This window comes from Neoalteromonas flava (assembly GCF_002807685.1).
In the GTDB taxonomy this organism is placed as follows: Bacteria; Pseudomonadota; Gammaproteobacteria; order Enterobacterales; family Alteromonadaceae; genus Alteromonas_E; species Alteromonas_E flava.
In genome coordinates this window covers 307,600-321,426 of the sequence record NZ_PEAX01000004.1, presented here as the reverse complement: position 1 = coordinate 321,426, position 13,827 = coordinate 307,600, and the positions used below count along the sequence as shown (strand labels likewise).

The 13,827-nt window shown below is 47.1% G+C and carries 14 protein-coding genes; 5 read left to right on the top strand and 9 right to left on the bottom strand.

The genetic code is table 11. From position 1 onward, the window contains the following. Window positions 1-41 precede the first annotated feature (41 nt). From hflX to CSH92_RS11525, 7 genes are all read right to left on the bottom strand, one after another. Entirely contained in the window at window positions 42-1,334 is a 1,293-nt protein-coding gene (gene hflX / locus CSH92_RS11555) for a ribosome rescue GTPase HflX (protein WP_100657785.1), read from the bottom strand. A gap of 17 nt (window positions 1,335-1,351) precedes the next feature. Next, window positions 1,352-1,594, bottom strand: coding sequence for an RNA chaperone Hfq (gene hfq, locus CSH92_RS11550; protein ID WP_100657784.1), 243 nt, complete (start codon window positions 1,592-1,594; stop codon window positions 1,352-1,354). A 79-nt stretch (window positions 1,595-1,673) separates the two neighbouring features. Then, a complete protein-coding gene (gene miaA, locus CSH92_RS11545; RefSeq protein ID WP_100657783.1) occupies window positions 1,674-2,606 on the bottom strand; it encodes a tRNA (adenosine(37)-N6)-dimethylallyltransferase MiaA in 933 nt (310 codons plus the stop codon). Continuing rightward, window positions 2,606-4,285 (bottom strand): DNA mismatch repair endonuclease MutL, encoded by a 1,680-nt coding sequence (gene mutL, locus CSH92_RS11540; protein WP_100657782.1) that lies wholly within the window; start codon window positions 4,283-4,285, stop codon window positions 2,606-2,608. The genes miaA and mutL overlap by 1 nt, the downstream gene beginning before the upstream one ends. A 10-nt stretch (window positions 4,286-4,295) precedes the next feature. Then, window positions 4,296-5,603 carry an N-acetylmuramoyl-L-alanine amidase gene (locus CSH92_RS11535; protein WP_100657878.1) on the bottom strand — a complete coding sequence of 436 codons (1,308 nt, stop codon included), beginning with the start codon at window positions 5,601-5,603 and terminating at the stop codon, window positions 4,296-4,298. A gap of 101 nt (window positions 5,604-5,704) precedes the next feature. Beyond that, window positions 5,705-6,202, bottom strand: a complete 498-nt coding sequence (tsaE, locus tag CSH92_RS11530; protein ID WP_100657781.1) for a tRNA (adenosine(37)-N6)-threonylcarbamoyltransferase complex ATPase subunit type 1 TsaE — start codon at window positions 6,200-6,202, stop codon at window positions 5,705-5,707. A gap of 8 nt (window positions 6,203-6,210) precedes the next feature. After that, the gene (locus CSH92_RS11525) at window positions 6,211-7,719 is read right to left on the bottom strand and encodes an NAD(P)H-hydrate dehydratase (protein ID WP_100657780.1); all 1,509 of its coding nucleotides are present in this window, start codon (window positions 7,717-7,719) and stop codon (window positions 6,211-6,213) included. A 6-nt stretch (window positions 7,720-7,725) separates the two neighbouring features. On the opposite strand from CSH92_RS11525, the gene queG reads away from it, so the two are divergent. Beyond that, on the top strand, window positions 7,726-8,868 hold the full coding sequence (gene queG / locus CSH92_RS11520) for a tRNA epoxyqueuosine(34) reductase QueG (protein ID WP_100657779.1): 1,143 nt from the start codon (window positions 7,726-7,728) through the stop codon (window positions 8,866-8,868). Here the strand turns inward: queG and hemE are convergent. Further along, window positions 8,865-9,929, bottom strand: a complete 1,065-nt coding sequence (gene hemE, locus CSH92_RS11515; RefSeq protein WP_100657778.1) for a uroporphyrinogen decarboxylase — start codon at window positions 9,927-9,929, stop codon at window positions 8,865-8,867. The two genes, queG and hemE, sit on opposite strands and share 4 nt — an antisense overlap. 200 nt (window positions 9,930-10,129) lie before the next feature. Further along, on the bottom strand, window positions 10,130-10,960 hold the full coding sequence (gene nudC, locus CSH92_RS11510; RefSeq protein ID WP_100657777.1) for an NAD(+) diphosphatase: 831 nt from the start codon (window positions 10,958-10,960) through the stop codon (window positions 10,130-10,132). A gap of 96 nt (window positions 10,961-11,056) precedes the next feature. On the opposite strand from nudC, the gene CSH92_RS11505 reads away from it, so the two are divergent. The 4 genes from CSH92_RS11505 to CSH92_RS11490 all read left to right on the top strand — a co-directional run bounded on the left by CSH92_RS11505 (window position 11,057) and on the right by CSH92_RS11490 (window position 13,804). After that, entirely contained in the window at window positions 11,057-11,539 is a 483-nt protein-coding gene (locus CSH92_RS11505; RefSeq protein ID WP_100657776.1) for an Rsd/AlgQ family anti-sigma factor, read from the top strand. Window positions 11,540-11,640: 101 nt separating this feature from the next. After that, complete coding sequence (locus tag CSH92_RS11500; RefSeq protein ID WP_100657775.1) at window positions 11,641-12,081, top strand: transcriptional repressor; 441 nt, start codon at window positions 11,641-11,643, stop codon at window positions 12,079-12,081. 6 nt (window positions 12,082-12,087) lie between these two features. Beyond that, entirely contained in the window at window positions 12,088-12,516 is a 429-nt protein-coding gene (locus CSH92_RS11495; RefSeq protein WP_100657774.1) for a secondary thiamine-phosphate synthase enzyme YjbQ, read from the top strand. Window positions 12,517-12,601: 85 nt separating this feature from the next. Next, on the top strand, window positions 12,602-13,804 hold the full coding sequence (locus CSH92_RS11490; RefSeq protein ID WP_100657773.1) for an OmpA family protein: 1,203 nt from the start codon (window positions 12,602-12,604) through the stop codon (window positions 13,802-13,804). The last annotated feature ends 23 nt before the right edge of the window (window positions 13,805-13,827 follow it).

Here is a 13,827-nt window from a genome sequence, read left to right as displayed (position 1 = left end):
GTAACCGCACGCAATTCAGTTTGAATGCAGTTACTTTAAACTTATTCTGGCGTTATTACGAGGTCGTCCAGCGCGCCTTTTTCGCGCTTTAACAAACGCTGCCAATCAGCACTTGGCATTCTCACATCGACGACCCAATCCCCACGCTCGTTATACTCTTGTGCAGCGATACAATTTAATTCATAAAGAATACCGCGCAAGTGACTAGCGCTTGGCGGGATACACAATCGTCGCACCACAATCGACTTCGATAGCCTTTCAATGAGGGCTTGATGCAATAATTCAATCCCTAATCCTTGTTGTGCCGATACCCATACTCGAATCGGTTGGTCCATTTCATCACGATCAATCCGCGGTTGCATCCCCTCAAGACGATCTATTTTGTTACAAACCATCAATTGTGGTACTTCGTCCGCGTCTATTTCTTCCAGTACCGCTTGCACCTGGTCTGTATTTTCTTGGTATTTATCGTCAGCATAATCGACCACGTGCAAAAGCAAATCCGCTTCTTGAGTTTCCTGCAGGGTGGCTTTGAATGCCGCCACCAAGTCATGTGGAAGATGACGAATAAAGCCCACCGTATCGGCTACAATGATTGGCCCAACATCTTGCAATTCAAGCTTTCGCAATGTGGGGTCAAGCGTCGCAAACAGCTGATCGGCGGCGTAGACTGCTGATTCTGTTAACGTGTTGAATAATGTAGATTTGCCGGCATTGGTATAACCCACCAACGAGACCGTAGGTATTTCTGCGCGCTTCCGGGAACGTCTACCTTGCTCACGTTGCTTGGCTACTTTCTCTAGCCGACGTAAAATCGCTTTAATCCTGCCACGTAACAATCGTCGGTCGGTTTCCAACTGGGTTTCACCAGGACCACGCAATCCAATTCCACCTTTTTGCCGTTCAAGGTGGGTCCAGCCGCGGATTAAGCGGGTTGATATGTGCTTAAGTTGCGCAAGCTCAACCTGCAACTTTCCTTCATGAGTGCGTGCACGTTGGGCGAATATATCCAGGATTAGACCCGTTCGGTCTATCACGCGACATTTAAACACTTTTTCAAGATTTCGTTCTTGTGAAGGCGAGAGCGCATGGTTGAAAATGACTACATCCGCTTCAAGAGTACGCACGATGTCGGCTATTTCATCGGCTTTGCCAGAACCAATAAACAGTTTTGCACTCGGCGCATTGCGCGATGTAGTGACCACGTCAACCGCAGAAACCCCTGCGGATGACACTAACATTTCTAACTCGGATAAGGCTTCTTTACTTGCTTCGTCGGTGAATTCAACATGCACCAGAACGGCTCGCTCGCCTGATGCATAGCGGTCAAACAAGAGACACTCCGCTTAGATTAATCAGAAGAATTGGCATCATCTCCGGTCGGCATTTGAATTGCTCTGGATGGAACGACGGTAGAGATGGCGTGCTTGTATACCATCTGGCTAACCGTGTTTTTCAACAAAATCACGAATTGGTCAAATGATTCAACTTGACCTTGCAATTTAATGCCATTGACCAAGTAAATAGATACGGGGATCCGCTCTTTACGTAGCGCGTTCAAGAATGGGTCTTGTAGTGATTGCCCTTTAGCCATCTGACTTCCTTAATTATTATCATTGTTCTAAGTGAAAGGATACACCAGCCACCCTTATATTGTATAGCATGTAAGCTGGTTATTTAGTAACCATTTTTGTTATAACAGCCGAATTATCAGTCGCAAATGTATTTAACCAATGCAATTCGTCCCAACCGCGCAGCCAAGTGTGCTGACGTTTGGCCAACTGGCGCGTTGCCGCGACGCCTTTTTCAACCATGTCGGCATAACTAAATTCGCCATCTAGGTACTGCCACACTTGGCGGTAACCGACACAACGCATGGATGGCATATCAAGATGCAAATCACCGCGCTGACGCAGTGCTTCGACCTCTTCAATAAAACCCATGAGCAGCATTTCATCGAAACGTTGCTGTATACGTTGATGCAGTACTTTTCGATCGGTTGGTGCAATTGCAAATTGATGGACAACCTGCGCCTGATCATCCTTCAATCCAGGTGTTTTTTGTTGCTGCCAGTAACTCAGCGGCTTTCCAGAACTGTGAAAGACTTCCAACGCTCGCCCTATACGCTGCGGATCATTTGGGTGAACGCGCTGTGCGACAATCGGATCGACGGCTGCAAGACTTGCGTGCATTTTCGACCACCCATGGGCTGCCGCCTCTTGCTGGATTTGCTCGCGAATGGCTGCATCAGCCTCTGGGATTGCCGAAATGCCATTGATGAGTGCGTTAAAATACATCATGGTTCCACCCACCAGCATGGGTATATGTCCACGCTGTTGAATGCTCTCTATGTGTTGCTTAGCATCACGACAAAAATCAGCCACTGAATAACTGTCAGCGGGATCTCGGATATCCATCAACCAGTGCGGTGCTCGCTGTTGTTCCGCTGGAGTAGGCTTTGCAGTACCGATATCCATACCGCGATAAATCAATGCTGAATCAACAGAAACTATCTCTCCCCCGATTTGTTCAGCTAACTCCAATGAGAGCCCAGTTTTACCAGAAGCGGTAGGGCCCATAAGACAAATAATTGGTGTCATTCCCATTACAACTCATCCACAGCCAACGGCTGACCCGTTTGCTGTAACAGCTCTCGCTGGTACTCTTGTGGTAGGCTTATAAACCAAGCTTGCACATTGTCCAGCGGATAATCGTGGCGGGTCAACGTACTCGCCATCATGGTCGCAAGTGACGTCGCGAGATCAGTTAAATCTAATTCGGCAAAAGAGTTAAATAAAATAGACCATGGCATAGCGCGCCAGCCAGCAGGCACTTGCTTGAGGACGCGTTTAGAGGCAACCTTATCGATGTGCAATTGTAACTGGGCAAATGCTTGCCTGCGTGATTCATCCCAGGCTGCACTGTCAGGAATCGCCACAGGCATCAATAACGGTTGCGCCACTTCAACATTGCCTAACTGGTGTTTCAAGTATGCACTCAATAATTGCTGTTTTTCGATCACGAAACACAGATTACTTTCCTGATAACCAACCAATACTCGATCTTTTAACTGCATCAACTGGCAATTCGTCTGTAGTGTACTTGCTGGGGTACGCATCAAATTTGCGTAGTTGTTTTCAGCCAGCTTGGTGCCAATAGAAGCACTTGTCGCATTATGCGAACGTATTGTCGATTGGACTGGTTGCCGGGTTTGATTTCGCAGTTGATCAGGAACTTGATAGCCATGGGTGGCTTCTGCCACCAGCGTTAATGGAGACTCCATGGCTGCGTCTCCCATTGCTGTCAGCAATACTTGCTTTACTTGGCTAACAATAAAATCGTGCACTAAACGCGCATGGTGAAACCTAACTTCATGCTTCGCTGGATGTACGTTAACGTCAATTTCCGCTGGGTCAACGTGCACAAAAAGGACATATTGTGGTGCGTCTATCGGCACCTCGGTCAATACAAACGCCTGTTTTATGGCGTGGTTGATCAATTTGTCTCGCATCGGACGTCCATTCACAAAGCTATACTGCCAGTCGTTAGGCACCGTTTGTTCAGTCGGTGCAACAATGAAACCCTCAAGTCTCACACCTTCGCACTCAGCGTCGACCGATAACAATCGTTGAGTTGTGCCTTTACCTAACACATCTTCGATACGCTTGGTCAGGTTCTCTGTCGCCTTCCACTGCTTATGTCGACGATCATTGTGCTTTAACACAAATTCAATGGTCGGGTTAGCCAATGCGATACGAGTCATTATTTGTTCTATATGGGCAAATTCGGTTTTCGCCGTACGCAAAAACCGTCGTCTTGCTGGGGTATTAAAGAACAAATCAAGCACGTCAATACTGGTCCCATTGGGGTGAGCTGCAGGTTGGATGTTCACCTGCATTTCGCGCCCTTCCGTGTGCGCTTGCCAAGCTTCATTTTGATTTGCGGGTTTAGATGTCAAGGTAAGGCGACTCACAGAGCTGATACTGGCTAACGCTTCTCCGCGAAAACCCATACTTTGAATCGCTTCTAAATCGGCAAGAGACGTTATTTTACTCGTAGCATGACGACTCAGAGCCAGAGTCAGTTCTTGCTTTACGATACCGTTACCATTGTCACGCACTAAAATACGTTTGTGACCGCCTTGCTCAATGTCTACTTCAATTTTAGTGGCACCAGCATCAATACTGTTTTCAACTAATTCTTTAACGACAGATGCTGGTCGCTCTACGACCTCACCAGCAGCGATTTGGTTAGCCAATTCAGCTGGCAGTAATTGGATTGACACTAAAAACCTTTCAGGATGCGGGTATCGTTAGCACCTGACCAATGCGAACGACGTCATTAGTCAGATTATTGGCTCGTTTAATACTACTTACTTTAACATTGTAACGTTGAGCTAACAACGATAGGGACTCACCACTGCGAACTTTGTGAGTGCGAACGCTGTCTTTGAGAGAGGCCCAAAGAGTACCGTCGGGCGGAACCGTTTTGAAATAGCGTTTAGCTGCAGTAAATATCGACTCTGCGAGGCGTTCGCGATGCTTGGCCCAATTGAGATTTTTTTCTTCCTGCGGATTCGAGATAAAGCCGACTTCAACTAAAATGGACGGGATATCGGGAGACGTTAAAACAGCCAAGCTTGCCGCTTGTGGACGGGTTTTGTGCATTTTGGTGATCTTGCGCATTTCCTGAATCACCTTTTCACTTAAATCATGGCTAGTTGCTCGCGAATGGTCCATAGATAAACCAAGAATAGTCTCAGCTAAATAGCGTTCACTGGCGGCATCATTGATCACTTCCGCGGCGCCCCCCAACAGTTCTGAGTGCCGTTCGGTTCTTTCCATCCAGCGGCCCAGTTCGGTATCTGCGCGCCCAGTGCTTAAGACCCATACTGAGCCTCCTCTGGGTTGCGGCGTGGTGAAAGCATCGGCGTGAATTGAAATCAATAAATCAGCCTTGTTGCGTCGTGCAATTTCTGGGCGTTGATTTGGCGTAATGTAATAGTCTCCGGTGCGCGTCATGATTGCGCGCATACCGCGCTCTCGATTAATCAGTGCTTCAAGCTTTTTCGCAATACTCAAAACAATGTTTTTTTCATACGTACCCGATGGCCCAATAGAACCAGGGTCTTCTCCCCCGTGTCCTGCATCAATCGCAATAATAATGTCGCGGTCACGATCACTCTGGTCACTACTCTTTACCACAGTAGCCTGCGGTGATTGGATAACATACGGTAAATCAACGACCAGTCGATGTCCGTATGGTTCAGTGGGTGGCATAGCGAATAAATTGGCAGTTACTGGAGCAGATAAATCCAATACTATCCGAGTCGATTGAGCATTTTTCGCCGTACTGGTGCGGATCCGCTGTAAAATCTCGTTACTATTCTCTGGCGCATCTAAACCAGTACCGAGTTCAGTATCTGCAAAATCAATGACTAAGCGGTCAGGATTTTTTAAGGTGAAATATGTGAAAGTTGGCTGTGCTGAGACATCAAAGACAACACGCGTATTGTTGGGTGATGGCCACACTCGCACGCCTTCAATCGCATTCTGTGCAATCGCACTAAGCGGCGCAAGAGCGAGGAACAACCAGCAAACCATACGACTAAATGTTCGCTGTCGATAAAACCCTTTAGTCACTCGCTCATACATCAAAATTAATTGCCATCGCAGTTGCACATAAATGAGTTGCTACTGAGATTTTAATTCTCTGGATAAGTTCCTGATAATGCGGTCAGTAGCGCAGTTGCTTGCGACGAATCGCTAGTGAAAACAAATCGCCGCGCATCAGGTTCAGCCGGTAGCGTTTCTATACTAATGCTTAAGTCAGGTGCTGCCAAGTGTTGCGCGCCTTTATCCGGCCACTCAAACAGGCATATTGCTGCACTCTCTAGATAATCACGAATCCCCATGAATTCCAACTCTTCGGGGTCAGCCAGTCGATATAAATCAAAATGATAAATATTTAACTCTTCAAGCTCGTATGGCTCTACCAACGTGTACGTTGGACTTTTTACCCGCCCTGTATGTCCAAGCCCTTGGATCAAACTACGGCTAAAAGTGGTTTTGCCAGCGCCTAAGTCACCACGTAAATAGATGACGAGTGGCAACCGGGCTCGTTGTAACAACGCAGCCAATATTTGCCCGAGTTGCTCGGTATGCTGCTCATCGGCAATATGAATGGTTAGCTTCTGTACCATTTGCGCGCTTAACTCATTCGGTTATTAATCAACGCACGTACAGCGTCAAATAAATCACTGGCTAGCAGTCCGCGTTGCCCATATTGTTCCGCTAACACATCACCCGCTCGGGCGTGCAAACAGACACCAAATTTACACGCAACTTCAGGACTCAATGTTTGTGCTAACAGCGCGCCAAGTACACCACTAAGAACATCACCCATACCCGCTGTCGCCATGCCAGGATTACCATGACGACATACCCACGCATGCTGTTCGTTGTCGACAATACTCCCCGCACCTTTGAGAATACATGTTGCATGATAGCGCTGGGCAAGCTGTCTTGCGGCGTTGAATCGATCGCCTTCAACTTCATCAACACTCACATTTAGCAGTCTAGCGGCCTCGCCTGCATGCGGAGTGAGGACACACTCTCGCATATTAAATGTGCCTGAATAACGTGATAGCAAATTGAGCGCGTCAGCATCAATAACGATAGGTTTGTTTTTTGAATGGCAGTATTGCAGCGTTTTATCGAAGGCATTTTGACTCCAATCATCCTGCCCCAAACCGGGGCCAATAACGACACACGTCGCCCATTCTAAGGCCTGCTCGAAGTTATCGGTGATGACCATAAGCTCTGGTCGCCCCGCGTTGATCTGGATTTTCGAATCTTCATGCGCGTAGACTTTTACCAGCCCTGTGCCACTGCGCAGCGCTGCTTCTCCAGCCAAGCGAATAGCTCCAGCAGTGCCTTTGTTCCCGCCCACGCACAATAAACGCCCATAAGTACCTTTGTGACTATGGATCTCGCGCGGTGCCATTTGCGCAAAATTTTCCAGTTCAATGACCGTCGCAAAAGATTTCGCGCGTGCGATAAACGCTTTACCAATGCCGAGATCATCAAACACCAACTGCCCGCATGATTGTTTCCCAGCGCCTGTGCTCAAACCCGGCTTTATACCTACGAAAGTGACGGTGTAGTCGGCTTGAATACAACGCCCCATAGATTGCCCAGTATTGGGCTCAAGACCAGAAGGAATATCAATACTTACTACAGGGGTCTGGCTGGCATTGACGCAATCAATAATATCCGCATATTCCGCGCGCATTAAGCTATTTGTGCCGGTTCCCAATAGGGCATCAACGATTACATCACTGCTATCCACAAGTGATCGATCGAATGAGCTAACTTCACCGCCAGCAGCGAGCCATTCTTGTTGTGCCCGTAGTGCATCTCCTTGTAACTCGCGCTCAGGTTCGACCGCACAAACGGCGACTTGCTTGCCCGCTTGCTTCGCCTCTACAGCGACCACATAGCCATCACCGGCGTTATTGCCATGGCCAACGAGAACTAAATACTTTTCGCTGTTAGGCAAGTGCAACTGACAATTACTAAACACGCTCTTGCCTGCTCGTTGCATTAAGGTATACATGTCACAGCCAGATTGTTCTGCAGCTGCCTCTTCGTTATCGCGGATCTGGTCGGCGCGATAAAGTTTGTGTGCTAAGCTTTGCGCCAATTCTGTATCTAACATAGTGCTATGACCACCATAGATTCTATCGATTTAAATCAGTTAGCAGACAATATCAAGGCTTGGGGCAAGGCGCTAGGGTTTCAGCACGTTGGTATCTGTGATCTTGATCTATCGCAACATGAAAAATATCTCCAACAATGGCTGGATGCTGGGTTTCATGGAGATATGGACTATATGCAGCGCCATGGTTTGTTGCGCGCGCGGCCTGCCGATTTAGTCCCAGGTTCATTGCGTGCAATTAGTGTGAGAATGGACTACCTGCCGGAAAACGCGGCATTCGCGAAACAGCTCAGTGATCCTGCAATTGGTTATGTTAGCCGCTATGCGCTGGGTCGGGACTACCATAAGGTCATGCGCAACCGATTAAAAAAATTAGGCGAGAAAATCGTAGCGGCATTTGCCAAGACTGAATTTCGACCTTTCGTTGATTCAGCTCCTATCCTCGAGCATGCACTGGCTGAGAAGGCGGGCATTGGATGGACTGGAAAACACTCACTGACTCTGCACAAAGAAGCTGGTTCTTGGTTTTTCTTGGGAGAGTTATTGGTCAATATTCCCCTTCCGGTTGATCAACCGGTAGAAAGTGGCTGCGGAAGCTGTAATGCTTGTATAACCATTTGCCCAACCAACGCCATTGTGGCTCCATACAAGGTGGATGCCCGCCGTTGTATCAGTTATTTAACCATTGAATTTTCTGGTGTTATTGACGAGTCATTGCGCCCCTTGATGGGCAACCGAATTTATGGCTGTGACGATTGTCAGTTGGTATGCCCTTACAATAAAGAAGCGCCACTCACCGAAGAGGCGGATTTCAATCCACGCAGCCAATTGTTTGGTCGCCCTTTGCATGAGCTGATCGGGTGGACAGAGGAACAATTTCTGCGCTTCACTGAGGGTTCACCCATCCGCCGCATTGGCCATCAGCAATGGCTGCGCAATGTGGCAACAGCGATAGGTAACGCCCCCTTTGCAGAGAGTAATTTACGTGCATTAAACACCGCAAAGCAACACGCCGAGGAGATCGCCAAAATTCATATTGAGTGGGCTATCGAACAACAAAAACGGCGCCAACTTGAAGCTCCAGCGCCAAATCGCCAACAGGCCCGGCTAGTCCGTTCCATAGAAAAAGGCTTACCGCGTGATGCCTAGCCTTGATGATAAGGTTGGCTTAAGCGATGCACAGCATCAACAAACACTTTTGCATTTTCAGGTGGCACATCAAGATGAATGCCGTGCCCAAGATTGAACACATGGCCTGTGCCGTCGCCATAGCCACGTAAAATTAGGTCAACTTCTTCTTCAATCCTTGCTGCAGGGGCATACAACATCGATGGGTCCATATTACCCTGTAAGGCAACTTTGTCGCCGACTCGCGCGCGCGCAGCTTGGATATCAATGGTCCAATCTAACCCAACCGCATCACAGCCAGTCGCAGCGATAGACTCTAACCACATGCCACCATTTTTAGTAAACAAGGTGACTGGTACTCGACGTCCATCATTTTCGCGGATCAAGCCGTCAACAATTTTATGCATGTATTGGAGTGAGAAATCTTTGTAATCGCGTGGCGTGAGCACGCCGCCCCACGTATCAAATACCATCACCGACTGTGCGCCTGCTTTAATTTGAGCATTCAAATATAGAATGACCGAATCCGCCAGCTTGTCGAGTAACGCATGTAGGGTCTGCGGCTCGGCATACATCATTTTTTTGATTTTAGTAAATGCTTTGCTGGAGCCGCCCTCTACCATATAGGTCGCTAGTGTCCAAGGGCTGCCTGAAAAGCCAATTAATGGTACATCACCGTTTAACGCCTTGCGTATAGTGCGCACAGCATTCATGACATAGCCGAGTTCATCTTCAGGATCTGGTATGGGTAGCTTTTCAACCATCGCCGCACTGTCTATGACACGTTCAAACTTAGGCCCTTCACCGGTTTCGAAATATAAACCGAGCCCCATAGCATCAGGGATTGTCAAGATATCCGAAAACAATATGGCTGCATCAAGATCAAAACGTCGCAATGGTTGTAGAGTGACTTCACAAGCCAATTCTGCATTCTTGCACAACGCCATAAAATCACCGGCTTGGGCCCGCGTAGCCTTGTATTCTGGCAAATAACGACCGGCTTGGCGCATCATCCAAACAGGAGTCATATCAACCGGTTGTTTCAATAATGCGCGTAAATAACGATCGTTTTTTAAGGCCATGTGGTTCTGTCTCTTAAGCTGTGGCGGTAAATAAGCGGGCGCAATATAGCAATAATTTAATCCCTTTTCAGCGTTTGTTGTCTACCAAACCCAATAAAAGCAACTTTGATTGCTTAAAACTTGCGCAATAAGTAAGCGTTTGCTATACGTATAAGTCATAAAATAAAGAGAAGCTCGTTAACGAGACCGCGCTAGTAGATTCAGCCCGAACCTTTGGTCGGGCTTTTTTGTTGCTGCCGGATCCGTTGCACAGTGGTTTCTATAAGCTGTCCAGCGATTGACAGTTTAGGTGGCACTTTCGGTAAGTTATCAATGCTAAACCAATCTGCGGCACATATTTCGTCGTCATCAATGGTAATGTCACCCTCTGCGTACTCTGCGATATAGCCGACCATCAGCGAGTGTGGAAATGGCCATGGTTGACTACCAAAGTACTCAACATTCTTAACCTGCACACCAACTTCTTCCATAACTTCACGGTGCAAAGCTTGTTCTAAACTTTCTCCACTCTCCACAAAACCGGCAAGCGTAGAATACATACCGGTATCCTTGTGCCGCGACCCCATGGCGAGGAGCAATTCATCATCACGGTAAATAGCAACAATAATACAAGGGGAGATCCGTGGGTAACTGCGATGCTGACATTGGTAGCAATGCATTGCCATTTCCCAATTGACCTGCTGCATAGTATTTCCGCATTGTCCGCAGTATCTGTGTGTGCGCAAAAACACCGCATATTGCCAAGCTTTGGCAATCAGACCAAATTGCTCATTGTCAGCATACATAAGTGCGCTGCGTAGGCTTGATGTGGCTAATTCTGTGTCTAGTGTTTCGCGTTGGAGATCGATGAGAACAACCGGATGCTCATTGTACTCTCCAATCTGAATCGCACTATCCTTGTAATGATGAAGGTATGTAAGTGCTGACCAACTATCAAAAACCAGAATTTTATCACTATCATCACGCACAAATCGATCGTGACTCACGATTAGCCAATACGCCTGAGTTGAGGGAGTCACATCGATTATCATGAGCCAAATACCTACCTAAAACCAATAAAGTTGTTCACATTTTGCACAGTGCTATACTGGTGGTCTGATCCACCACTTTAATGGATACGGTAACACATGTTGAGTACTACCGAACATAAAACCAGTCGAGGTTACGAAGTGAGTGTTGTGCTCAATAATTGGTTAAATGAGCGCCAGCAATTATGGGTAGATTATTGCAGTATAGCCGGACTTACCGCAAATAAGTCGTCAGAATCTAGCCCGTTACCGAGTAATCGTCAGCTAGCCAGCTTTTGCGAGCTCATGATGGATTACGTGTCTGCCGGTCATTTCGAAATTTTTGATATCTTGGCCAGCGAGGACCCAAATGGTGAAGCGTTGCGAGAATCACTTTACCCACAACTATTAAAAACGACTGATCAGGCTCTTGAATTCAACGACGCTTATGGCGGAGTAGAGGAAATCATTAATCCCGCAATGTTCGAACGCGCTGTCGCAAGACTTGGTGAAACGCTTGCGGTTCGGTTTGAACTTGAAGACCGGATTATTCAGCATCTCGCTGAACGATTTATGCCCATAGAAGTTGATTCACTGAGTTAAAAATATGTTATTCTCAAACTCATAAATTAATGTCGGTAAATGCACAACAGGTATACAACGATCTTGGGCATTAGCCGCTAAGCATATGTATCGTATTACACATGAAGAACACTGCAACACTGGTCTCGCAAGCGCGCGCTTTTTGTGAACAAAAAGGGGCTCGATTTACTCCTCTGCGGGAAAAAGTCTATCAAATCTTGCTGCTGAAAAGTCGTCCGATGGGCGCCTACGAATTGCTCGACACATTGCGAGAAACAGAGGATAGCGCAAAACCAGCAACGGTTTACCGCGCGCTCGACTTCCTACTCGATTTCGATTTGATCCATAAATTAGAATCTACCAATAGCTTTGTCGCCTGCCATCATTTTGGCTGCAGTCACCCTGTGCAGTTTTTGATTTGTGATAGTTGCGGCGATGTTGCTGAGATCCAGTCTGAAGGTATTGAAGACAAGTTAAATGATCAAGCCAAAGCGCGTGGGTTTCTGATATCCAAGCAAACCATCGAAGCCCATGGGTTATGCACTGAATGTCAACAGGAGTAATCACCTTTGGAATGGTTCAGTAAGCGCATCTCACTGCCGGCATACCCCAGAGGTTTTCATTTGATCACGGATAAAATCCAAGATGCAGTGCCAGAAATTCGCGAATTAACTCATGGGATAATACAGCTGAGCCTGTTGCATACTAGTGCCAGTCTAACCATCAACGAAAATGCTGACCCCTCGGTTCGTAAAGATATGGATGCTTTTTTTGATCATATTGTACCCGACGGCACTACTTACTTTACCCACACCTATGAAGGTGAAGATGATATGCCCGCTCACGTAAAGTCATCACTTCTTGGCTCGCAGTTAACGCTTTCCATCGAGCTAGGAAAGTTAGTTTTGGGCACATGGCAGGGAATTTATTTAGGCGAGCATCGCGACCATGGTGGACGCCGCTCAATTCATCTGACTATTATGGGAAAAAATGCGTAATTGAAACTCGAATGCCTATAGTTTTGGGGTCTACAATTACATAACAATAAACACAACTCACTTGGACGTACTAAAGGGATAAACTATGTTGAAACGTACTCTATTAAGTTCAGCTATCTTAGCAACCGCAATTTCTTCGGTTGCGTTTGCTGACGACACACCACCCTATGAAGGTTGGCTTGGCGGCTTTGTACAATACTACAACGCTGACAGCGAAAAGCCGGAGCCCAATGGATACCTAGACGAAGGTCATGGCTTGGGTTTTGAAATTGGTTTTCGTTTTGATCAATCGTGGGCAGCGCGCTTTGAAGCAGCTCATCAAGAAATCGACGTTGATCCAAACCGTCCATTCGGAGTTGAGCAAGAAGGTAAGAGCCTTGGCGTCGACGTTATGTATTTCCTTGAAAATGATGTCGCCTATTTATTTGGCGGTCTACGTCAACAAAACCTTGATCAAAACTATCGTATGGCGGCAGCTGGGATCGGTAAACACTGGTCGATCAGCGACCGTTTTATGGTGATCACTGAAGCCATGGCTTTTCGTGAGTTTGGTGAAGGCTTTAACGACCATGCCGTCAAAATAGGGTTGGCCTATGCGTTCGGTGATGTAACTCCAACGCGCAAAGCCGATAAAGATAGTGATGGCGATGGCGTAATGGACAGCCGTGATTTATGCCCGATGACACCTCCAGGTCAAGCAGTTGATGCCACCGGCTGTAATAACGATCTTGATGGTGATGGTGTCGTCAATTCGCTTGACCAGTGTCCTGATACTCCAAAGGGCACTGCGGTTAATGCGGTAGGTTGCCCATTAGGTAAAGATAGCGATAACGACGGCGTGGCCGATGCTGACGATAAATGTCCTGACTCACTACCGGGCGATAAAGTCGACAGCGAAGGTTGTGTAATCTTTGAAGAAAAAGAGCTGTCGATTGCACTGCGCGTATTGTTTGCCAACAACAGTGCTGAAGTCAGAAATCCTAACGATGCTGAAATCCAAGCCTTTGCAGACTTCTTAAATCGTTATGTTAATACTTCGGCGGTCATCGAAGGACATACTTCAGCAGTAGGCGCAGCTGACTACAATATGTCGTTGTCTGAGCGTCGAGCGAATGCAGTAAAAGATCTTTTAGTCAGCCAATACGGCATCGATGCTAACCGCTTGAGTGCCAAAGGTTACGGTGAAACACGTTTACTCGATGAAGCCAACACTGCTGATGCGCACCGTATCAACCGTCGTATTGAAGCAAAGGTTTCTGCGACTGTAAAAGAGCGCTTGAGCAAGTAAACTAGCTGCGAGCAACATTATCA